This window comes from Aestuariicoccus sp. MJ-SS9 (assembly GCF_032586235.1).
Classification (GTDB): Bacteria; Pseudomonadota; Alphaproteobacteria; order Rhodobacterales; family Rhodobacteraceae; genus Aestuariicoccus.
The window spans coordinates 1-18,601 of record NZ_JAWHTD010000018.1; the positions used below are offsets into that span (position 1 = coordinate 1).

At 63.3% G+C, this 18,601-nt stretch carries 30 protein-coding genes; all 30 read left to right on the forward strand.

What is annotated here, in order from left to right:
• Window positions 1–272 precede the first annotated feature (272 nt).
• The 30 genes from rpsJ to RXV88_RS13160 all read left to right on the forward strand — a co-directional run bounded on the left by rpsJ (window position 273) and on the right by RXV88_RS13160 (window position 18,601).
• Window positions 273–581: a 30S ribosomal protein S10 gene (gene rpsJ / locus RXV88_RS13015; RefSeq protein ID WP_316293516.1), complete on the forward strand. Its 309-nt coding sequence runs from the start codon at window positions 273–275 to the stop codon at window positions 579–581.
• 14 nt (window positions 582–595) lie between these two features.
• Window positions 596–1,435: a 50S ribosomal protein L3 gene (gene rplC / locus RXV88_RS13020; RefSeq protein WP_316293519.1), complete on the forward strand. Its 840-nt coding sequence runs from the start codon at window positions 596–598 to the stop codon at window positions 1,433–1,435.
• Window positions 1,432–2,049: a 50S ribosomal protein L4 gene (gene rplD, locus RXV88_RS13025; protein WP_316293521.1), complete on the forward strand. Its 618-nt coding sequence runs from the start codon at window positions 1,432–1,434 to the stop codon at window positions 2,047–2,049. The genes rplC and rplD overlap by 4 nt, the downstream gene beginning before the upstream one ends.
• Entirely contained in the window at window positions 2,046–2,342 is a 297-nt protein-coding gene (locus RXV88_RS13030; protein ID WP_316293523.1) for a 50S ribosomal protein L23, read from the forward strand. Before rplD ends, RXV88_RS13030 begins: the two co-directional genes overlap by 4 nt.
• A 473-nt stretch (window positions 2,343–2,815) precedes the next feature.
• Window positions 2,816–3,658 carry a 50S ribosomal protein L2 gene (rplB, locus tag RXV88_RS13035; RefSeq protein WP_316293525.1) on the forward strand — a complete coding sequence of 281 codons (843 nt, stop codon included), beginning with the start codon at window positions 2,816–2,818 and terminating at the stop codon, window positions 3,656–3,658.
• 3 nt (window positions 3,659–3,661) lie between these two features.
• Window positions 3,662–3,940 carry a 30S ribosomal protein S19 gene (rpsS, locus tag RXV88_RS13040; RefSeq protein ID WP_057794973.1) on the forward strand — a complete coding sequence of 93 codons (279 nt, stop codon included), beginning with the start codon at window positions 3,662–3,664 and terminating at the stop codon, window positions 3,938–3,940.
• A gap of 3 nt (window positions 3,941–3,943) precedes the next feature.
• Window positions 3,944–4,324 carry a 50S ribosomal protein L22 gene (gene rplV, locus RXV88_RS13045; protein ID WP_316293528.1) on the forward strand — a complete coding sequence of 127 codons (381 nt, stop codon included), beginning with the start codon at window positions 3,944–3,946 and terminating at the stop codon, window positions 4,322–4,324.
• The gene (gene rpsC, locus RXV88_RS13050; RefSeq protein ID WP_316293531.1) at window positions 4,324–5,037 is read left to right on the forward strand and encodes a 30S ribosomal protein S3; all 714 of its coding nucleotides are present in this window, start codon (window positions 4,324–4,326) and stop codon (window positions 5,035–5,037) included. The genes rplV and rpsC overlap by 1 nt, the downstream gene beginning before the upstream one ends.
• A 2-nt stretch (window positions 5,038–5,039) precedes the next feature.
• Window positions 5,040–5,453, forward strand: a complete 414-nt coding sequence (gene rplP, locus RXV88_RS13055; protein WP_316293533.1) for a 50S ribosomal protein L16 — start codon at window positions 5,040–5,042, stop codon at window positions 5,451–5,453.
• A 170-nt stretch (window positions 5,454–5,623) separates the two neighbouring features.
• Complete coding sequence (locus RXV88_RS13060; protein WP_316293535.1) at window positions 5,624–6,244, forward strand: 2OG-Fe(II) oxygenase family protein; 621 nt, start codon at window positions 5,624–5,626, stop codon at window positions 6,242–6,244.
• 276 nt (window positions 6,245–6,520) lie between these two features.
• Entirely contained in the window at window positions 6,521–6,664 is a 144-nt protein-coding gene (locus tag RXV88_RS13065) for a hypothetical protein (RefSeq protein WP_316293538.1), read from the forward strand.
• Window positions 6,665–6,918: 254 nt separating this feature from the next.
• A complete protein-coding gene (gene rpmC / locus RXV88_RS13070; protein ID WP_316293540.1) occupies window positions 6,919–7,125 on the forward strand; it encodes a 50S ribosomal protein L29 in 207 nt (68 codons plus the stop codon).
• A gap of 3 nt (window positions 7,126–7,128) precedes the next feature.
• Window positions 7,129–7,359, forward strand: a complete 231-nt coding sequence (rpsQ, locus tag RXV88_RS13075; protein WP_316293541.1) for a 30S ribosomal protein S17 — start codon at window positions 7,129–7,131, stop codon at window positions 7,357–7,359.
• 143 nt (window positions 7,360–7,502) lie between these two features.
• Window positions 7,503–7,871, forward strand: coding sequence for a 50S ribosomal protein L14 (rplN, locus tag RXV88_RS13080; protein ID WP_007427594.1), 369 nt, complete (start codon window positions 7,503–7,505; stop codon window positions 7,869–7,871).
• Window positions 7,871–8,182, forward strand: coding sequence for a 50S ribosomal protein L24 (gene rplX / locus RXV88_RS13085; RefSeq protein WP_316293546.1), 312 nt, complete (start codon window positions 7,871–7,873; stop codon window positions 8,180–8,182). Before rplN ends, rplX begins: the two co-directional genes overlap by 1 nt.
• Complete coding sequence (gene rplE, locus RXV88_RS13090) at window positions 8,175–8,735, forward strand: 50S ribosomal protein L5 (RefSeq protein ID WP_316293548.1); 561 nt, start codon at window positions 8,175–8,177, stop codon at window positions 8,733–8,735. Before rplX ends, rplE begins: the two co-directional genes overlap by 8 nt.
• A gap of 12 nt (window positions 8,736–8,747) precedes the next feature.
• Window positions 8,748–9,053, forward strand: coding sequence for a 30S ribosomal protein S14 (gene rpsN, locus RXV88_RS13095; protein ID WP_316293550.1), 306 nt, complete (start codon window positions 8,748–8,750; stop codon window positions 9,051–9,053).
• 13 nt (window positions 9,054–9,066) lie between these two features.
• Entirely contained in the window at window positions 9,067–9,459 is a 393-nt protein-coding gene (gene rpsH, locus RXV88_RS13100; protein WP_316293552.1) for a 30S ribosomal protein S8, read from the forward strand.
• A 10-nt stretch (window positions 9,460–9,469) separates the two neighbouring features.
• Window positions 9,470–10,003, forward strand: a complete 534-nt coding sequence (gene rplF / locus RXV88_RS13105) for a 50S ribosomal protein L6 (protein ID WP_316293553.1) — start codon at window positions 9,470–9,472, stop codon at window positions 10,001–10,003.
• Window positions 10,004–10,017: 14 nt separating this feature from the next.
• Window positions 10,018–10,377 (forward strand): 50S ribosomal protein L18, encoded by a 360-nt coding sequence (gene rplR, locus RXV88_RS13110; protein WP_316293555.1) that lies wholly within the window; start codon window positions 10,018–10,020, stop codon window positions 10,375–10,377.
• A 196-nt stretch (window positions 10,378–10,573) separates the two neighbouring features.
• A complete protein-coding gene (gene rpsE / locus RXV88_RS13115; RefSeq protein WP_316293557.1) occupies window positions 10,574–11,152 on the forward strand; it encodes a 30S ribosomal protein S5 in 579 nt (192 codons plus the stop codon).
• 3 nt (window positions 11,153–11,155) lie between these two features.
• Window positions 11,156–11,344 carry a 50S ribosomal protein L30 gene (gene rpmD, locus RXV88_RS13120; RefSeq protein ID WP_316293558.1) on the forward strand — a complete coding sequence of 63 codons (189 nt, stop codon included), beginning with the start codon at window positions 11,156–11,158 and terminating at the stop codon, window positions 11,342–11,344.
• Between the two features lie 259 nt (window positions 11,345–11,603).
• Window positions 11,604–12,077, forward strand: a complete 474-nt coding sequence (gene rplO / locus RXV88_RS13125) for a 50S ribosomal protein L15 (protein WP_316293560.1) — start codon at window positions 11,604–11,606, stop codon at window positions 12,075–12,077.
• Window positions 12,078–12,189: 112 nt separating this feature from the next.
• Window positions 12,190–13,551, forward strand: a complete 1,362-nt coding sequence (gene secY / locus RXV88_RS13130; RefSeq protein ID WP_316293562.1) for a preprotein translocase subunit SecY — start codon at window positions 12,190–12,192, stop codon at window positions 13,549–13,551.
• Window positions 13,548–14,189, forward strand: coding sequence for an adenylate kinase (locus tag RXV88_RS13135; RefSeq protein WP_316293564.1), 642 nt, complete (start codon window positions 13,548–13,550; stop codon window positions 14,187–14,189). Before secY ends, RXV88_RS13135 begins: the two co-directional genes overlap by 4 nt.
• Window positions 14,190–14,559: 370 nt before the next feature.
• Window positions 14,560–14,928, forward strand: a complete 369-nt coding sequence (gene rpsM, locus RXV88_RS13140) for a 30S ribosomal protein S13 (RefSeq protein ID WP_316293566.1) — start codon at window positions 14,560–14,562, stop codon at window positions 14,926–14,928.
• Window positions 14,929–14,940: 12 nt separating this feature from the next.
• Entirely contained in the window at window positions 14,941–15,330 is a 390-nt protein-coding gene (gene rpsK / locus RXV88_RS13145) for a 30S ribosomal protein S11 (protein WP_316293567.1), read from the forward strand.
• A 133-nt stretch (window positions 15,331–15,463) separates the two neighbouring features.
• Window positions 15,464–16,480: a DNA-directed RNA polymerase subunit alpha gene (locus RXV88_RS13150; RefSeq protein ID WP_316293569.1), complete on the forward strand. Its 1,017-nt coding sequence runs from the start codon at window positions 15,464–15,466 to the stop codon at window positions 16,478–16,480.
• 149 nt (window positions 16,481–16,629) lie between these two features.
• Window positions 16,630–17,055: a 50S ribosomal protein L17 gene (gene rplQ, locus RXV88_RS13155; protein WP_316293571.1), complete on the forward strand. Its 426-nt coding sequence runs from the start codon at window positions 16,630–16,632 to the stop codon at window positions 17,053–17,055.
• A 172-nt stretch (window positions 17,056–17,227) separates the two neighbouring features.
• Window positions 17,228–18,601, forward strand: coding sequence for a trypsin-like peptidase domain-containing protein (locus RXV88_RS13160; protein WP_316293573.1), 1,374 nt, complete (start codon window positions 17,228–17,230; stop codon window positions 18,599–18,601).

Below are 18,601 nucleotides of genomic sequence, written 5' to 3' on the forward strand. Positions count from 1 at the left end.
TCGAGTAAGCGATGATCCCGAGACGCGCCAACCCCGGTGTGTCGAAGATCATCGAGTAAGCGAAACGGACGGTGCACCGTAAAGGCGCACCCTACACCAACACCGTAGGGTGCGCATTCATGCGCACCGTTTGAAAGAACAACGGGTCTCGTCCGACCCTGACCCGGATCAAGTCCGGGTCAGGGTCGGGCGAAAAACCGAACGGGTTCGACGAGGGGGCCGGGTGGTCCTGCTCCCTCCTCTCAACCTCAACGCCAATGAAGGCTAGACCAATGCAAAGCCAGAACATTCGCATCCGGCTCAAGGCGTTTGACTTCCGCGTGCTCGACGCCAGCACGCAGGAGATCGTCAACACCGCCAAGCGGACCGGCGCCCAGGTGCGCGGGCCCATCCCGCTGCCGAACAAGATCGAGAAATTCACCGTTCTGCGTGGCCCGCACGTGAACAAGAAATCCCGCGATCAGTTCGAGATCCGCACGCACAAGCGTCTTCTCGACATCGTTGATCCGACCCCGCAGACGGTGGACGCGCTGATGAAGCTCGACCTCGCCGCCGGCGTGGACGTCGAGATCAAGGTATAAGGAGGGCACTGAACATGCGCTCTGGTATCATCGCAAAGAAGGTCGGCATGACCCGGCTTTTCATGGAAGACGGCAAGCAGGTTCCTGTGACCGTTCTTCAGCTCGACAACCTTCAGGTCGTCGCACAGCGCACCGCTGACAAGCACGGTTATTCCGCTGTTCAGCTGGGCACCGGCGCCATCAAGGCCAAGCGCGTCTCGAAGGCGATGCGCGGCCATTTTGCCGTCGCTTCGGTCGAGCCGAAGCGGAAGGTGGCGGAATTCCGCGTCGCGCCTGAGAACCTGATCGACGTGGGTGAGGAAATCACCGCCGATCATTACTTCGAGGGTCAGTACGTGGACGTGTCCGGCACCTCGATCGGTAAGGGCTTCGCGGGCGCCATGAAGCGTCACAACTTCGCCGGTCTTCGCGCCTCGCACGGCGTGTCGATCAGCCACCGCTCGCACGGCTCCACCGGTCAGTGTCAGGATCCTGGCAAGGTCTTCAAAGGCAAGAAGATGGCCGGCCACATGGGCGCCGTCCGCGTGACCACGCAGAACCTCCAGGTTGTCAAGACCGACGCCGATCGTGGCCTGATCATGATCAAGGGCGCGGTTCCGGGCGCCAAAGGTGGCTGGGTCACCGTCAAGGACGCGGTCAAGAAGCCGACGCCCGAGAACGTGATCCTGCCCGCAGCCCTGCGTTCGGCCGCCGAGGAAGCCAAGCGTCTGGCCGAGGAAGCCGCAGCACAGGCCGCCGCCGAGGAAGCCGCCGCCGCTGAGGCCGCCGCAGCCGAGGCAGCCGCCGCAGAAGAGGCCGCCCTGAAAGAGGCCGAAGCCTCGATCGAGGCCGAGAAGAAGGAAGGCGACGAATGAAACTCGACGTGATCAAACTGGACGGCGGCAAGGCCGGGTCGGTCGAGCTGACGGACGAGATCTTCGATCTCGAGCCGCGCGCCGACATCCTGCACCGCGTGGTCCGCTGGCAGCGCAACAAGGCGCAGGCCGGAACCCACAAGGTTCTGACCCGTTCCGAGGTCAGCTATTCGACCAAGAAGATCTATCGCCAGAAGGGCACCGGCGGCGCACGCCACGGTTCGCGCAAGGCGCCGATCTTCCGCAAGGGTGGTATCTACAAGGGTCCGACGCCGCGCAGCCATGCGCACGATCTGCCCAAGAAGGTCCGCGCCCTGGGTCTGAAGCACGCGCTCAGCGCCAAGGCCAAGGCCGGCGCGCTGGTGGTGATCGACTCGGTCGAGTCGGACGGCAAGACCAAGACGCTCGCCAGCCAGATCAAGAACCTGGGCTGGAAGCGCGCGCTGATCATCGACGGGGCGCAGGTGAACGAGGGCTTTGCCCGCGCCGCGGCCAACATCGAAGGTCTGGACGTGCTGCCCAGCATGGGCGCGAACGTCTATGACATCCTCAAGCGCGACACGCTGGTGTTGACGAAGGCGGGTGTCGAAGCATTGGAGGCACGCCTGAAATGAGCGCCAAAGCACAACACTACGACGTGATCCGCAAGCCGATCATCACTGAGAAATCCACCATGGCGTCGGAAAACGGCGCGGTGGTCTTCGAGGTGGCCATCGACGCGAACAAGCCGCAGATCAAGGAGGCCGTCGAGGCCCTCTTTGGTGTGAAGGTGAAGGCCGTGAACACGACCATCACCAAAGGCAAGGTCAAGCGCTTCCGCGGCCAGATGGGCAAGCGCAAGGACGTCAAGAAGGCCTATGTGACGCTTGAAGAGGGCAACACGATCGACGTGACCACCGGTCTCTGAGCGGACGGTGCGCCGTGAAGGCGCACCCTACGGAAACGGAAAGGCCCCCGCAGCGACGCGGGGGCCTTTTTGTTGGAGCGATGCGCCGGGGCGCGGAATCAAGGCCGAAGGTCGCCGCGCCAGAGCCGACGCGCCCCGATGCGGCGGCTCTTGGGCTGGGCTTGGTGCCTCGTTCGTCAGGAGCGCGCCAGTGGCAGGGATAAAGCACTGCCGAAGACCTGTAGCGGAGCCACCGCGCGCGTCGTCTCCGGCGCGGCTGGGACCCACATCAGAGGGCATGGCGACAGCCCCTTGACCCGCTGTCTCTCATCCCCTACACGACCCCATCCGCAAAGCCCCGGATTCGTCCGGGGCTTTGCGATTGGTCGAAGGACCGCATCTAACCGGGCACCTGCGGGGGCCTATGACCCAAGGCCGCAAGGCCCAAACATAGTCCGGCGCAAGCCGGGCAAAGCTAACGGAAGACAGAAAGCATGGCACTCAAGTCGTACAAACCTACGACGCCGGGCCAGCGCGGGCTGGTGCTGATCGACCGTTCGGAGCTGTGGAAAGGACGTCCCGTCAAGAACCTCACCGAGGGTCTGACGAAATCGGGCGGCCGCAACAACACCGGACGTATCACGGCACGCCGCCGCGGTGGCGGGGCGAAACGCCTCTACCGGATCGTCGATTTCAAGCGCAACAAGGCGGACGTCGGCGCCACGGTTGCACGTATCGAATATGACCCCAACCGCACCGCATTCATCGCGCTGGTGCAGTATGACGATGGCGAGCAGGCCTACATCCTGGCCCCCCAGCGTCTGGCGATCGGGGATCGGATTGTGGCTTCGGCCAAGGCCGACATCAAGCCGGGCAACGCAATGCCGTTCAGCGGCATGCCCATCGGCACCATCGTTCACAACATCGAGCTGAAGCCCGGCAAGGGCGGCCAGATCGCGCGCGCCGCGGGCACCTATGCCCAGTTCGTCGGCCGTGACGGCGGCTATGCCCAGATCCGCCTGAGCTCGGGCGAGCTGCGCATGGTGCGTCAGGAATGCATGGCCACCGTGGGCGCCGTGTCGAACCCCGACAACAGCAACCAGAACTACGGCAAGGCCGGCCGCATGCGCCACAAGGGCATCCGCCCGTCGGTGCGTGGTGTCGTGATGAACCCGATCGACCACCCGCATGGTGGTGGTGAGGGCCGCACCTCGGGTGGCCGTCATCCGGTGACCCCGTGGGGCAAGCCCACCAAGGGTGCCAAGACCCGGAACAAGAACAAAGCGTCCAGCAAGCTGATCATCCGCTCGCGGCACGCCAAGAAGAAAGGGCGCTAAAACATGAGCCGCTCTGTTTGGAAAGGCCCCTTCGTCGATGCCTACGTCCTGAAAAAGGCCGAAGCGTCGCGCGAATCCGGGCGTAACGAAGTCATCAAGATCTGGTCGCGCCGCTCGACGATCCTGCCCCAGTTCGTGGGCCTGACGTTTGGCGTCTACAACGGCCACAAACACATTCCGGTCAACGTGTCCGAGGACATGATCGGACAGAAGTTCGGCGAATACGCACCGACCCGTACCTACTACGGTCACGCTGCCGACAAGAAAGCCAAGAGGAAGTAAGCCATGGGCAAGGATAAGAATCCCCGCCGCGTGGCGGACAACGAAGCGATGGCGAAGCTGCGCATGCTGCGCACCAGCCCGCAGAAACTGAACCTGGTGGCACAGCTGATCCGCGGCAAGAAGGTCGACAAGGCGTTGAACGACCTGACCTTCTCGAAGAAGCGGATCGCGATCGACGTGAAGAAATGCCTTCAGTCCGCCATCGCAAACGCCGAAAACAACCACGGTCTGGATGTCGACGAGCTGGTCGTCGCAGAGGCCTATGTGGGCAAGAACCTGATCATGAAGCGTGGCCGTCCGCGGGCGCGTGGCCGGTTCGGTCGCATCCACAAGCCGTTTTCGGAGATCACCATCAAGGTGCGTCAGGTCGAGGAGCAAGCCTAATGGGTAACAAGACCAATCCGATCGGCATGCGTTTGCAGGTCAACCGCACCTGGGACAGCCGCTGGTATGCAGACACCAAGGACTACGGCGATCTGCTGCTCGAGGATCTCAAGATCCGCGACTTCATTCATGAAGAGTGCAAGCAGGCCGGCGTCGCCCGTGTCATCATCGAGCGCCCGCACAAGAAGTGCCGGGTGACCGTTCACACCGCCCGTCCGGGCGTCATCATCGGCAAGAAAGGCGCGGACATCGAAACCCTGCGCAAGAAGCTGGCCGCGATGACCGACAGCGAGCTGCACCTCAACATCGTCGAGGTCCGCAAGCCGGAACTGGACGCGCGTCTGGTGGGCGAAAGCATCGCCCAGCAGCTGGAGCGCCGGGTCAGCTTCCGCCGCGCCATGAAGCGCGCGGTGCAGAACGCCATGCGCATGGGCGCCCTGGGTATCCGGGTGAACGTCGCGGGCCGTCTGGGCGGCGCCGAGATCGCGCGGACCGAATGGTACCGCGAGGGCCGTGTGCCGCTGCACACGCTGCGCGCCGATATCGATTACGCGAATGTCGAGGCGGTAACGCCCTACGGCATCATCGGGATCAAGGTCTGGATCTTCAAAGGCGAGATCATGGAGCACGATCCCCAGGCGCGTGACCGCAAGGCGCAGGAACTTCAGGACGGTCCCGCACCCCGTGGTGCCGGCGGCGGTCGGAGGAACTAAAGATGCTGCAACCAAAGCGTACGAAATTCCGCAAGATGCACAAAGGCCGCATCAAGGGTGAGGCCAAGGGCGGATCGGATCTGAACTTCGGCACCTACGGCCTCAAGGCGCTTCAGCCCGAGCGTGTGACCGCACGCCAGATCGAAGCCGCCCGCCGGGCCATGACGCGCCACATGAAGCGTCAGGGCCGCGTCTGGATCCGTATCTTCCCGGACACGCCGGTGACCTCCAAACCCACCGAAGTTCGGATGGGCAAGGGTAAGGGTTCGGTCGATTACTGGGCCTGCAAGGTCAAGCCGGGCCGCGTGATGTTCGAGATCGACGGCGTCGGCGAGGAGATCGCCCGCGAGGCGCTGCGCCTGGCCGCGATGAAGCTGCCGGTCAAGACCCGCGTCGTGGTCCGCGAAGACTGGTAAAGCACGGTGCGCCGTAAAGGCGCACCCTACAATTTTGCGCCCCTGCCAGACGTCTGGCGGGGGCGCTTTCGTATCGCAATGGGGCGGTTGCCGTAGGGTGCGCCTTCACGGCGCACCGTGCCCGGCAAACAGGGCTCGCCAAGGCGCCGAACCGGCGGTAAACCGCTGCCATGGCCCAGATCACATCGCTTTTCGTCACCCGCCTTTACCGCGCTTCTCTGTCCGAGCATGGCCCGGACATCGACCCGTCCGAGCTCGAGGCCTCGTGTTATTCCATCGCCGAGGATGACGAGGCAGGGCAGGAGTGGTGCGAGGAAAACGCCTATCCCGGGTACACCTCTTACGCATCGCTGACCGATCTGCCCTGGCGGTTCCCGATCTTCGCCTATCTGGTCAAGGCGCTGGATGCCCACGTCGCCGCCTTTGCCGCGGATCTGGAGTTCGATCTGGGCGACAAGGCGCTGGTGCTCGAGGACATCTGGATCAACATCCTGCCCGAAGGCGGCACGCATTCCAGCCACATCCATCCGCATTCGGTGATTTCCGGCACGACCTACGTGGCGATGCCCGAGGGCGCCTCGGCTTTGAAGCTTGAGGACCCGCGGCTGCCGATGATGATGGCCGCCCCGCCGCGCCGAAAGGATGCGCGGGACGAGATGCGCCAGTTCATCTATGCCAAGCCCGCGGTAGGCGACGTGCTGCTCTGGGAATCCTGGCTGCGCCACGAGGTGCCAATGAACATGGCCGAGGACGAGCGGATTTCGGTGAGTTTCAATTATCGGTGGGAGTGACCTGGATTGCCGCTTGTAAGGGCGCGGTCGCCGCATGATATATCGGATGATATGCTGACACCAAAGAGATGCGTTCGATGAGCACGAAAACCGAAAAACAGCCTGTGAAAGGTGGCTGGGTCGTTCGAGACCGAACCAGCGGTCGTTTCATGTCGGTTGGAACGGGGAAGGGAACGTCGAAAGTGTCGTCTTCATCCGTATCCACGATCAAGGACATTTCAAATCGTCGAAAAGACGCTTTGAAACGGTTGAAAGATCGGTAGGCGCCATTACCGCGTGACGCTGGCTGATGCGATTGCGGCGCATGACGAGGCGATTGGCTATGCCGGACGGGACGGCATCGTCAGCTTGCATCTGATCGAATCTGCTTTGGCAAGACCGTATTCCGATTATCACGCGCGCATCTGGTCGAAGTGCTGATCGAACGCAGCGGCTATCATTTGGAAGTGCCCGTCAACGAGAGAATCGATGACATGGTCGTCTCAGTCGCTGCGAACGAGATCGAGTTCGAAGCGTTAAAAGAGTGGTTTAGAGACAGGGTTGTCAAAGCGTTGCCTTAAACGCTTGCCAACCGCGTCTATCCCGCCTATACGGCCCGCTCATCCACCTCCACCGGGAATCAGGGTGACCCTCGCAACGAGGGGCTCTCCGGTGATGTTGAAAGGAAAAAGGCGATGAACGCCAAGGAACTTATGGACAAGACGCCGGATCAGCTCCGTGACGATCTGGCCAATCTGAAGAAAGAGGCCTTCAACCTGCGCTTCCAGCAGGCCACCGGCCAGATGGAGAACACCGCCCGTATGCGCCAGGTGCGCCGTGACGTGGCCCGTGTGAAGACCATCCTCAACCAGAAAGCGGCAGCCGCCGCAGCGGAGGCGTAAGACATGCCCAAGCGTATCCTGCAAGGCGTCGTGACCAGCACCGCCAACGCCCAGACCGTGACCGTCAGCGTCGAGCGCCGCTTCAAGCACCCGGTTCTGCAAAAGACGATCCGGAAGTCCAAGAAATACCGGGCTCACGACGAGGCCGAGACGTTTCAGGTCGGGGACACCGTGCGTATCATCGAATGCGCGCCCCGCTCGAAAACGAAACGCTGGGAGGTGGTGGCGGAATAACCGCTCCTTGTGCCTTTGCGGCCACTCCTCGCGAGGAGGGTCCGCAAGGAACCGATGAGCTGCTCATTTCGACAAAACCTTTCGGTTTGAACGAAACCATGGGGACAAGGCAATAACGCCCCCCAAAGGTCAGGAGAAACCCCATGATCCAGATGCAGACCAATCTGGATGTTGCTGACAACTCCGGCGCCCGCCGGGTTCAGTGCATCAAGGTCCTGGGTGGTTCCAAGCGTAAATACGCCTCCGTCGGCGACATCATTGTCGTCTCGGTGAAGGAAGCCATCCCGCGCGGCCGCGTCAAGAAAGGCGATGTCCGCAAGGCCGTCGTCGTGCGCACCGCCAAGGAAGTCCGTCGTGAAGACGGCACCGCCATCCGCTTCGACCGCAACGCCGCCGTCATCCTGAACAACGCAGGTGAACCGGTCGGCACCCGTATCTTTGGGCCGGTCGTGCGCGAGCTGCGCGCCAAGAACTTCATGAAGATCATCTCGCTTGCTCCGGAGGTGCTGTAATGGCTGCGAAACTCCGTAAGGGCGACAAGGTCGTCGTGCTGGCCGGCAAGGACAAGGGCAAGCAGGGCACCATCGCCTCTGTCGATCCCAAGTCCGGCAAGGCCCTGGTTGACGGTGTCAACATGGCCATCCGTCACCAGCGTCAGACGCAGAATTCGCAGGGCGGCCGCACGCCCAAGGCGATGCCCATCGACCTGTCGAACCTCGCCATTCTCGACAAGAACGGCAAACCCACCCGCGTCGGCTTCAAGATCGAAGGCGACAAGAAGGTGCGTATTGCCAAAACCACGGGGGACGCGATCGATGCTTGATACCGCAACCTACACCCCGCGCCTGAAGGCCGCCTTCCGCGACACGATCAAGGCCGCGATGAAGGAAGAGTTCGGCTACAAGAACGACATGCAGATCCCGCGTCTGGACAAGATCGTTCTGAACATCGGCTGTGGCGCCGAAGCCGTGCGCGACAGCAAGAAAGCCAAGTCGGCTGTCGACGATCTGACCACCATCGCCGGTCAGCGCGCCGTCACCACCAAGGCCAAGAAGTCGATCGCCGGCTTCCGGGTCCGCGAAGAGATGCCGCTGGGCGCCAAGGTGACCCTGCGCGGCGATCGGATGTACGAATTCCTCGACCGTCTGATCACCATCGCGATGCCGCGTATCCGCGACTTCCGCGGTGTGAAGCCGAGCTTTGACGGCCGTGGCAACTTTGCCATGGGTATGAAAGAGCACATCGTCTTCCCCGAGATCGACTTCGACAAGGTCGACGAGGTCTGGGGCATGGACGTCATCATCACCACGACCGCGGCCACCGACGCGGAAGCCAAGGCGCTGTTGAAGCATTTCAACATGCCCTTCAACGCGTAAAGGAGCGATATCATGGCTAAAAAAGCAATGATCGAGCGCGAGAAGAAGCGCGAGCGGCTGGTCAAGAAATACGCCGCCAAGCGGGCGGCTCTGAAAGAGATCGCCAGCGACGAATCGAAGCCGATGGAAGAGCGCTTCAAGGCGCGTCTGCAGCTGGCCAAGCTGCCGCGCAACAGCTCGCCCAGCCGTCTTCACAACCGTTGCCAGCTGACGGGGCGTCCGCACGCCTATTACCGCAAGCTGAAAATCAGCCGGATCGCCCTGCGCGAACTCGGCTCCGCCGGGCAATTGCCGGGCGTGGTCAAGTCCAGCTGGTAAGGAGGGTTAAGATATGAACGATCCTATCGGCGATATGCTGACCCGTATCCGCAATGCGCAGATGCGCGGCAAGTCCACGGTCATCACGCCCGCGTCCAAGCTGCGTGGCTGGGTGCTGGATGTGCTGGCGGACGAAGGTTACATCCGCGGCTACGAGGCCACGACCGGCGCAGACGGTCACCCGGCCATCGAGATCAGCCTCAAGTACTACGACGGCGCCCCCGTCATTCGCGAGCTCAAGCGGGTTTCGACCCCCGGCCGCCGCGTCTACATGGGCGTCAAGGACATCCCGCAGGTCCGTCAGGGCCTGGGCGTGTCGATTGTCAGCACACCCAAGGGTGTGATGTCGGATGCAAGCGCGCGCAGCCAGAACGTCGGCGGCGAAGTTCTTTGCACGGTCTTCTGAGGAGCAGGCAATGTCTCGTATTGGCAAACAACCGGTGACGCTGCCTTCGGGGGTCTCGGCCACCGTGTCCGGGCAAACCGTCGAGGTGAAGGGGCCGAAGGGCACCCAGAGCTTCAGCGCCACCGACGACGTGACCATCACGCTCGACGGCGACACCATCACGGTCGCGCCGCGCGGCAAATCCAAGCGCGCACGCCAGCAGTGGGGGATGACCCGCACGATGGTCGCGAACCTGGTGCATGGCGTGAGCGACAGCTTCAAGAAAGAGCTGGAAATCCAGGGCGTCGGCTATCGTGCCGCCGTGCAGGGCAATGTCCTGAAACTGAACCTGGGCTACAGCCACGAGGTCAACTTTGACATTCCCGCTGGAGTGACGGTGACCGCTGCGAAACCGACGGAGCTGGTGGTCGAAGGCCACGACAAACAGCTGGTCGGCGAAGTGGCCGCCAATATTCGCGACTGGCGCCGGCCGGAGCCCTACAAGGGCAAAGGCGTGCGTTACAAGGGCGAGTATATCTTCCAGAAGGAAGGCAAGAAGAAGTAAGGGACGGCAAGGCAATGGCAAACAGCAAAAGACAACTGTTTCAGAAACGCCGCTTGCGCGTTCGGAACAAGCTTCGTGCGGTCAACGTCGGGCGTCCGCGCCTGTCGGTGCACCGCTCCAACAAGAACATCAGCGTGCAGCTGATCGACGATGTGAAGGGCGTGACCATCGCGTCCGCCTCGTCGCTCGAGAAGGACCTGGGCATCGCCGGCAAGAACAACGTGGAGGCCGCCGCCAAGGTGGGCGCCGCGATTGCCGAACGTGCCAAGAAGGCCGGCGTGGTCGAAGCCTATTTCGACCGTGGCGGCTTTCTGTTCCACGGCAAGGTTAAGGCACTGGCCGATGCGGCCCGCGAGGGTGGTCTTAAGATCTGACGGGGCGGTGCGCGCAAAGCGCACACCCTACAGGTTCAGAACCGACGGCGTAGGGTGCGCATTCACTGCGCACCGCTGCGTCGAAGACAAGCGAAGGGGGCCGTGTCAGGCCGCCTCGATGATCCGGGCCCGGTCCGGGCACCTGGATTGACCAAACCCGGCGCCAGAGCGCGCCACCGACAAAAGGAATGCCTGCATGGCAGAACGTGAACAAAGAGGCCGGGGCCGTCGCGACCGCGACGAAGCGCCGGAATTCGCAGATCGCCTGGTGGCGATCAACCGTGTCTCCAAGACCGTGAAAGGTGGCAAGCGCTTCGGCTTTGCGGCACTCGTGGTTGTGGGCGACCAGAAAGGCCGCGTCGGCTTTGGCAAGGGCAAGGCGAAAGAGGTGCCCGAGGCCATCCGCAAGGCGACCGAGCAAGCCAAGCGCAAGATGATGCGCGTGCCGCTGCGCGAAGGCCGCACGCTGCACCACGACATCGAGGGCCGTCACGGTGCCGGCCGCGTGGTGATGCGCACCGCCCCGCAGGGTACCGGGATCATCGCCGGTGGTCCGATGCGTGCGGTTTTCGAAATGCTCGGCGTCCAGGACGTCGTCGCCAAGTCGATCGGCTCGCAGAACCCCTACAACATGATCCGCGCCACGCTGGACGGTCTGTCGAAAGAGGCCTCGCCCCGTTCGGTCGCACAACGCCGCGGCAAGAAGGTCGCCGACATTCTGCCCAAGCGTGAAGACAGCCCGCAGGACAGCAGCCAAGTGGCCGAGGAGGCATAAACCATGGCTAAAACCATCGTCGTCAAGCAGGTCGGCTCGCCGATCCGCCGCCCCGCCAAGCAGCGTCAGACGCTGATCGGCCTGGGCCTGAACAAGATGCACAAGACCCGCGAGCTGGAGGACACGCCTTCGGTCCGCGGCATGGTCAACTCGATCCCGCATCTGGTGGAAATCGTCGAAGAGCGCGGCTGACACGCCACGGCTTCCGGCTTTTCACGACCCCCGGACCGCAAGGCCCGGGGGTTTTTCGTGGCGGTTGGCCGGATAGGCGGGCGGCCGGGATCTTATGGTCCAGGGTGCACCTAACTCAAGGCGCCACATCCCCCTTGATCGCCTGCGCATGCCCCGCTATATGCCCCCGGTGGCGCGCAGCAGCGCGACTCGGACACTCAAGAAACGCCGCGGTTGGCCCATTCGCTTCGGGGGCCACATCCGGCAATGGAGAAGCGACATGAAACTCAATGAACTGCGCGATAACGACGGCGCAACCAAACGCAAGAAACGCATCGGCCGCGGCCCGGGTTCGGGCAAGGGCAAGATGGGTGGCCGTGGTATCAAAGGCCAGAAATCCCGTTCGGGTGTGGCAATCAACGGCTACGAGGGTGGCCAGATGCCGCTCTACCAGCGTCTGCCCAAGCGTGGCTTCAACAAGCCCAACCGCAAAAGCTATGCCGTCGTGAACCTGGGCCTGATCCAGAAATTCGTCGACGCCGGCAAGCTTGACGCAGGCTCCGCCATCACCGAGGACGCGCTGGTCGCGTCGGGCCTCGTGCGCCGCAAGCTCGACGGCATCCGTGTGCTGGCCAAAGGCGACGTCACCGCCAAACTGACCATCGAAGTCACCGGAGCCTCGAAATCGGCTGTCGAGGCGGTCGAGAAGGCAGGCGGCTCGCTTTCGGTCACGACAGCGGCAGCGGCGGAATAACGCCTTGTGAGCGGGCAACGGCCCGCTTACATACACACATACGTTTTCCAACAACGCCGCCTGACGTGGGAAAGCCCGTCCGGGCGGCGTTTGTCTGACAAGAGAGACCCGCATGGTATCCGCAGCAGAGCAAATGGCCGCCAACACGAGTTGGGCCGCATTGGGCAAAGCCACCGACCTGCGCAACCGCATCCTGTTCACCCTCGGCCTTTTGATCGTGTACCGTCTGGGCACCTTCATCCCCGTGCCCGGGATCGACGGGCTGGCATTGCGCGAATTCGTCGAACAGGCCGGGCAGGGCATCGCCGGCATGGTGTCGATGTTCACCGGTGGCGCGCTGGGGCGGATGGGCATCTTTGCTCTGGGGATCATGCCGTATATCTCGGCCTCGATCATCGTGCAGCTTCTGACGGCCATGGTGCCGCAGCTCGAGCAGCTGAAGAAAGAGGGCGAGCAGGGCCGCAAGAAGATCAACCAGTACACCCGCTACGGCACGGTGTTTCTGGCGACGTTCCAGGCCTACGGTCTCGCCGTATCGCTTGAAGCCGGGGACCTGGTCACCGATCCCGGCTGGTATTTCCGCGCCTCCACCGTCATCACGCTGGTCGGCGGCACCATGTTCCTGATGTGGCTCGGTGAACAGATCACCGCGCGCGGCGTCGGCAACGGCATCTCGCTGATCATCTTCGTCGGCATCATCGCCGAACTGCCCGCCGCCCTGGCGCAATTCTTCGAATCCGGCCGCTCGGGCGCGCTGTCGCCCGCCGTCATCATCGGCGTGATGATCATGGTCGTTGCGGTGATCGCCTTCGTGGTCTTCATGGAAAGGGCCTTGCGAAAGATCAAGATCCAGTACCCGCGACGCCAGGTGGGCATGAAAATGACCGAGGCGCAGATGTCCGATCTGCCGGTCAAGGTGAACCCGGCGGGCGTGATCCCGGCAATCTTCGCCTCGTCGCTGCTGCTGCTGCCGACGACGATCAGCACCTTCTCGGGCAGCCAGACCGGCCCGATCATGTCGACGATCCTGGCCTATTTCGGCCCCGGCCAGCCGCTCTACCTGCTGTTCTTCGCGGCGATGATCGTCTTCTTCGCCTATTTCTACACGTTCAACGTCAGCTTCAAACCCGATGACGTGGCCGACAACCTCAAGAACCAGAACGGCTTCGTGCCCGGCATCCGCCCCGGCAAGAAGACGGCGGAATATCTGGAATACGTGGTCAACCGCGTGCTGGTGCTCGGCTCGGCCTATCTGGCGGCGGTCTGCCTGCTGCCCGAAATCCTGCGGGCGCAATACGCCATCCCGTTCTATTTCGGCGGCACCTCGGTGCTGATCGTGGTGAGCGTGACGATGGACACCATCCAGCAGGTGCAGAGCCACCTTCTGGCGCATCAATACGAAGGTCTCATTCAAAAGTCGCAGCTTCGCGGCAAGGGTAAGGGCCGCAAGAACAAGGGGCCTGCACGCAGATGAACATCATTCTTTTGGGACCGCCGGGCGCGGGCAAAGGCACACAGGCGCGCATTCTGGTCGAAGAGCGGGGCATGACCCAGCTTTCCACCGGCGACATGCTGCGCGAGGCCAAAGACAGCGGCACCGAGATGGGCAAGATCGTGGCCGACGTGATGGCGCGCGGCGATCTGGTGACCGACGAGATCGTCATCGGCCTGATCCGCGAAAAGCTGGCCGAGGGCGGCAACGGCTTCATCTTCGACGGCTTCCCCCGGACGCTCGCGCAGGCCGATGCCCTGGCCCAACTGCTGAATGAATGCGGCCAGACGCTCGACCGCGTGGTCGAACTGCGCGTCGACGACGAGGCACTGGTGGCCCGCATCACCGCCCGCTCGACCTGTGGCAATTGCGGCGAGGTCTACAACGACATCACCAAGCCAATCCCGGCGGACGGCAAATGCTCGAACTGCGGCGGCACCGAATTCAAGCGCCGCGCCGACGACAACGAGGACAGCCTCAAGAAGCGTCTGATGGAATATTACAAGCAGACCTCGCCGCTGATCGGCTATTACTACGCCAAAGGTCAGCACACCCGCGTCGACGGCCTGGGCGAGATCGACGAGGTCAAGTCAGCTATCGCCGAAAAGCTCGACGGCTGACACCGCACACCGCGCCCGCCCCTTCATTGATCCATAAATATCCCGGGGGTGTGGGGGCTGGCCCCCACCAAAACATGCGTGTGGGGGCCGGCCCCCACTGGGCCAATGACGGGCGCTTTTGCCGCCAAATTCTCCCATCGCAAGGGATGAAACGGCAGGCGTGGAAGAAACCTCTTGACATGGGGTTGACCCTGCGCCCGGCGGCTCATAGATAGCGCCATCTCGAGTTCGAGAATCGCCTTGCGGTCCGGGTCGCGCCCGATGCCGCAGATCACCTGATCAGCTAAGGCCTGACGGCGCACCGCCGCGGGCCGCATGTTGTGAAAAAAGGGTCTGGAGCTACGGACCCGCAACGAAAAGGAACGGACACGTGGCACGTATTGCCGGCGTAAATATCCCGACAAACAAACGGGTGCCGATCGCACTCACCTATATCACCGGAATTGGCCATTCGGCGGCCAAGGCCATCTGCGACGCCGTGAACATCGATGTCTCACGGCGCGTCAACGAACTCTCGGATGCCGAGGTTCTGGCCGTCCGCGAACATATCGACGCCAACTACACGGTCGAGGGCGACCTGCGCCGCGAAGTGCAGATGAACGTCAAGCGCCTGATGGATCTGGGCTGCTACCGCGGTCTGCGTCATCGCCGCAACCTGCCCGTGCGCGGTCAGCGCACCCATACCAACGCACGCACGCGCAAGGGCCCCGCAAAGCCCATCGCCGGCAAGAAGAAGTAAGGGGGACGCGAGATGGCACGAGATACACGTCGGGGCAAGAAAAAGGTCTCCAAAAACATCGCGGCGGGCGTCGCGCATGTGAATTCCAGCTTCAACAACACCAAGATCCTGATCTCGGACGTACAGGGCAACGCGATTGCCTGGTCGTCCGCCGGGACCATGGGCTTCAAGGGCTCGCGCAAGTCGACCCCCTATGCCGCCCAGATGGCCGCCGAAGACGCCGGCAAGAAGGCGCAGGAACATGGCGTGAAGACGCTGGAAGTCGAAGTGCAGGGGCCCGGGTCGGGCCGTGAATCGGCGCTGCGCGCGCTGGCCGCCGTCGGCTTCAACATCACGTCGATCCGCGACGTAACGCCGGTTGCGCACAACGGCTGCCGTCCGCCCAAGCGCCGCCGGGTCTGATCCCGCCGAAAAATTTTCCGGGGCTGTGCCTGCGCGCACGGCCCCGGATGCCATTTGAAAAAATGGCGTGTCATTGAAACCTCGGGCGTCTTCGCCTTTTGGACATGGGGAGAAGACAGGAATGGAGGGACGCATGATCCACAAGAATTGGGCCGAGCTGATCAAGCCTGCGCAACTGGACGTGAAACCGGGCGCCGACCCCGCAAAGGTCGCCACGGTCGTGGCCGAACCGCTCGAACGCGGCTTTGGTCTGACGCTGGGCAACGCGCTGCGCCGCGTGCTGCTGTCGTCGCTTCAGGGCGCCGCCATCACCAGCGTGCAGATCGACAACGTGCTGCACGAGTTCTCGTCGGTCGCCGGTGTGCGCGAAGACGTGACCGACATCGTCCTGAACCTCAAGGGCGTCAGCCTGCGCATGGAGGTCGAGGGCCCCAAGCGCGTGTCGATCAACGCCAAGGGTCCGGGTGTGGTCACCGCCGGTGACATCGCCGAGACCAACGGCATCGAGGTGCTGAACCGCGATCACGTGATCTGCCACCTCGACGACGGTGCGGATCTGTTCATCGAGCTGACGGTCAACACCGGCAAGGGCTATGTGTCCGCCGACAAGAACAAGCCCGAGGACGCGCCCATCGGCCTCATCCCGATCGACGCGATCTATTCGCCGGTCAAGAAGGTGGCCTACGACGTGCAGCCGACCCGCGAGGGCCAGGTGCTTGATTACGACAAGCTGACCATGAAGGTCGAGACCGACGGGTCGGTCACCCCCGAGGACGCCATCGCCTATGCCGCGCGCATCCTGCAGGATCAGCTGTCGATCTTCGTGAACTTCGACGAGCCGGAAAGCGCCTCGCGCGCCGATGAGGACGACGGGCTGGAATTCAACCCGCTGCTTCTCAAGAAGGTGGACGAGCTGGAACTTTCGGTGCGCTCGGCCAACTGCCTGAAGAACGACAACATCGTCTATATCGGCGACCTGATCCAGAAGACCGAGGCAGAGATGCTGCGCACGCCGAACTTTGGCCGCAAGTCTCTCAACGAGATCAAGGAAGTGCTGTCGGGCATGGGCCTGCACCTTGGCATGGATGTCGAGGACTGGCCGCCGGACAATATCGAGGATCTGGCCAAGAAGCTGGAAGACTCGTTCTAAGACGCGGTGCGCAATGAATGCGCACCCTACGGGTTCCGGTCCGTAGGGTGCGCGGTCCCCGCGCACCGCCCCCGGGCATCCGCCCCAAGGTGAGGGTCTGACACGCATCGGACCCCGGACAAAGCAAAACACGTAGAAGGAACAAGAAAATGCGTCACGCAAAAGGCTACCGCCGCCTGAACCGCACCCACGAGCACCGCAAGGCGCTGTGGGCGAACATGGCCGGCTCTCTCATCGAACATGAACAGATCAAGACCACGCTGCCCAAGGCCAAGGAGCTCAAGCGCGTGATCGAAAAGCTGGTCACCCTCGGCAAGCGCGGCGATCTGCACGCCCGCCGTCAGGCCGCCGCCCAGCTCAAGCAAGACAAGCATGTGGCCAAGCTCTTCGAGGTGATCGGCCCGCGCTACAAGGACCGCAACGGCGGCACTGTGCGTGTGCTGAAGGCCGGGTTCCGCTATGGCGACATGGCGCCGATGGCGATCATCGAATTCGTCGAACGCGATGTCGACGCCAAGGGTGCGGCCGACAAGGCCCGCGTCGCCGAAGAAGAGACGATGGCCGACGAAGAGTGATCTTCGGACGTATCGTGTAAACGGGCCCTGCCGGAAACGGCGGGGCTCTTTTTTGTAGGCGGTGGTCCCGGCCCCGACACCGGCGTTTTGAGTATTTAGGCCAAGAAGAAGCAGGGGGACGGGGCGATTCCCGACCCTTGCAAAAACCGTGTCGTGCGGACATATCCAAGGCATGATCGTGCGGTTTCTCATCCTCTGCCTGGCCCTTGCGACCCCGCTGGCGGCTGAGGTGCGCGTGCCGCAGGACAGGGCCGAAATCACATTGAGTTTCGCGCCGCTCGTGCGCGAGGCGGCGCCTGCGGTCGTCAATATCTATGCCAGCCGGGTCGTGGAGACCCGAAGCCCCTTTGCCGACGATCCTTTCTTCGGCGGTTTCTTTCGCGATTTCGGCGGGCGTCCGCGGGTGCAGAATTCGCTCGGGTCGGGGGTCATCCTGTCGCCTGATGGCATCGTCGTGTCGAATTACCACGTTGTGGGACAGGCCACCGACATCCGCGTGGTGCTGAATGACCGCACCGAGTTTCAGGCGCGGGTTCTGCTGGGGGATGAGGAGGCGGACCTTGCCATCCTCCAGCTCGAGGAGGCCCGCGACATGCCGCATCTGACCCTGCGCGACAGCGATACGGTCGAGGTGGGCGAACTGGTGCTGGCCATCGGCAATCCTTTCGGTGTCGGCCAGACCGTCAGCAGCGGCATTGTCTCAGGCTTGGCGCGGTCGGGCACGGCAACCGGCAATGCGCGCGGCTATTTCATCCAGACCGACGCGCCAATCAATCCGGGCAACTCCGGCGGCGCACTGATCGACGTTCAGGGCCGGCTGATCGGGGTCAACACCTCGATCCTGACCCGCTCGGGTGGATCGAACGGCATCGGTTTCGCGATCCCCTCCGCGCTCGTGGCGCAATTCGTAGCGCAGGCGCGCGCGGGCAAGATCCGCTTCGAACGGCCCTGGGCCGGTGTCGTCGGCCAGGCTGTCGATGCGGATCTGTCGGGGAGCCTTGGGCTCAGCATGCCGGGCGGCGTGGTGATTGCGCAGCTTCATCCGCTCAGCCCGTTCCGCGAGGCGGGGGTGGCGGTCGGCGATGTCATCCGCGCGGTCGACGGCCAGCCGGTGAACACGCCTGCCGAGATGATCTACCGCATGTCCGTCCGCGGGATCGGCCATGACGCGCGGATCGAGGCGCTGCGGCAGGGCGACCCGCTGGACCTGACCGTTCGCATGATCGCGCCACCGGACGATCCGCCGCGCGAGACCACCGCGCTGGATGCAAGCGGCGTCCTGCCCGGGCTCGTCGTGGCGCGGGTCAACCCGGCGCTGGCCAGTGAGATGGGCCTGCCGCTGCAGGCCGAGGGTGTGGTGGTGACCGATCCGGGCCCCTATGGCGCGCGCGCAGGGCTGCGCGCCGGCGACGTGCTGCGCCGGATCAACGGCGCCGAGGTGACAGGCCCGCGGGCGATCGACGGCCTGCTGCGCCGCGCAGCGCCGCGGATCCGGCTGGATCTTCTGCGCGGCAATCGCCGCGTGTCGCTGCGGTTCCGGGTCTGA

What these genes read in the sequence shown, in the direction of transcription:
- rplB (WP_316293525.1), top strand. Translation starts at nt 2,816, where the DNA reads ATGGCACTCAAGTCGTACAAACCTACGACGCCGGGCCAGCGCGGGCTG.
- rplX (WP_316293546.1), top strand. Translation starts at nt 7,871, where the DNA reads ATGGCTGCGAAACTCCGTAAGGGCGACAAGGTCGTCGTGCTGGCCGGC.
- rpsJ (WP_316293516.1), top strand. Translation starts at nt 273, where the DNA reads ATGCAAAGCCAGAACATTCGCATCCGGCTCAAGGCGTTTGACTTCCGC.
- rpsE (WP_316293557.1), top strand. Translation starts at nt 10,574, where the DNA reads ATGGCAGAACGTGAACAAAGAGGCCGGGGCCGTCGCGACCGCGACGAA.
- rplD (WP_316293521.1), top strand. Translation starts at nt 1,432, where the DNA reads ATGAAACTCGACGTGATCAAACTGGACGGCGGCAAGGCCGGGTCGGTC.
- rpsQ (WP_316293541.1), top strand. Translation starts at nt 7,129, where the DNA reads ATGCCCAAGCGTATCCTGCAAGGCGTCGTGACCAGCACCGCCAACGCC.
- rpsK (WP_316293567.1), top strand. Translation starts at nt 14,941, where the DNA reads ATGGCACGAGATACACGTCGGGGCAAGAAAAAGGTCTCCAAAAACATC.
- RXV88_RS13160 (WP_316293573.1), top strand. Translation starts at nt 17,228, where the DNA reads ATGATCGTGCGGTTTCTCATCCTCTGCCTGGCCCTTGCGACCCCGCTG.
- RXV88_RS13030 (WP_316293523.1), top strand. Translation starts at nt 2,046, where the DNA reads ATGAGCGCCAAAGCACAACACTACGACGTGATCCGCAAGCCGATCATC.
- rpmC (WP_316293540.1), top strand. Translation starts at nt 6,919, where the DNA reads ATGAACGCCAAGGAACTTATGGACAAGACGCCGGATCAGCTCCGTGAC.
- rpsC (WP_316293531.1), top strand. Translation starts at nt 4,324, where the DNA reads ATGGGTAACAAGACCAATCCGATCGGCATGCGTTTGCAGGTCAACCGC.
- RXV88_RS13060 (WP_316293535.1), top strand. Translation starts at nt 5,624, where the DNA reads ATGGCCCAGATCACATCGCTTTTCGTCACCCGCCTTTACCGCGCTTCT.
- RXV88_RS13150 (WP_316293569.1), top strand. Translation starts at nt 15,464, where the DNA reads ATGATCCACAAGAATTGGGCCGAGCTGATCAAGCCTGCGCAACTGGAC.
- rplC (WP_316293519.1), top strand. Translation starts at nt 596, where the DNA reads ATGCGCTCTGGTATCATCGCAAAGAAGGTCGGCATGACCCGGCTTTTC.
- rpmD (WP_316293558.1), top strand. Translation starts at nt 11,156, where the DNA reads ATGGCTAAAACCATCGTCGTCAAGCAGGTCGGCTCGCCGATCCGCCGC.
- rplQ (WP_316293571.1), top strand. Translation starts at nt 16,630, where the DNA reads ATGCGTCACGCAAAAGGCTACCGCCGCCTGAACCGCACCCACGAGCAC.
- rplP (WP_316293533.1), top strand. Translation starts at nt 5,040, where the DNA reads ATGCTGCAACCAAAGCGTACGAAATTCCGCAAGATGCACAAAGGCCGC.
- rplV (WP_316293528.1), top strand. Translation starts at nt 3,944, where the DNA reads ATGGGCAAGGATAAGAATCCCCGCCGCGTGGCGGACAACGAAGCGATG.
- rpsH (WP_316293552.1), top strand. Translation starts at nt 9,067, where the DNA reads ATGAACGATCCTATCGGCGATATGCTGACCCGTATCCGCAATGCGCAG.
- RXV88_RS13135 (WP_316293564.1), top strand. Translation starts at nt 13,548, where the DNA reads ATGAACATCATTCTTTTGGGACCGCCGGGCGCGGGCAAAGGCACACAG.
- rplN (WP_007427594.1), top strand. Translation starts at nt 7,503, where the DNA reads ATGATCCAGATGCAGACCAATCTGGATGTTGCTGACAACTCCGGCGCC.
- rpsS (WP_057794973.1), top strand. Translation starts at nt 3,662, where the DNA reads ATGAGCCGCTCTGTTTGGAAAGGCCCCTTCGTCGATGCCTACGTCCTG.
- rplO (WP_316293560.1), top strand. Translation starts at nt 11,604, where the DNA reads ATGAAACTCAATGAACTGCGCGATAACGACGGCGCAACCAAACGCAAG.
- rplE (WP_316293548.1), top strand. Translation starts at nt 8,175, where the DNA reads ATGCTTGATACCGCAACCTACACCCCGCGCCTGAAGGCCGCCTTCCGC.
- rpsN (WP_316293550.1), top strand. Translation starts at nt 8,748, where the DNA reads ATGGCTAAAAAAGCAATGATCGAGCGCGAGAAGAAGCGCGAGCGGCTG.
- rplF (WP_316293553.1), top strand. Translation starts at nt 9,470, where the DNA reads ATGTCTCGTATTGGCAAACAACCGGTGACGCTGCCTTCGGGGGTCTCG.
- rplR (WP_316293555.1), top strand. Translation starts at nt 10,018, where the DNA reads ATGGCAAACAGCAAAAGACAACTGTTTCAGAAACGCCGCTTGCGCGTT.
- secY (WP_316293562.1), top strand. Translation starts at nt 12,190, where the DNA reads ATGGTATCCGCAGCAGAGCAAATGGCCGCCAACACGAGTTGGGCCGCA.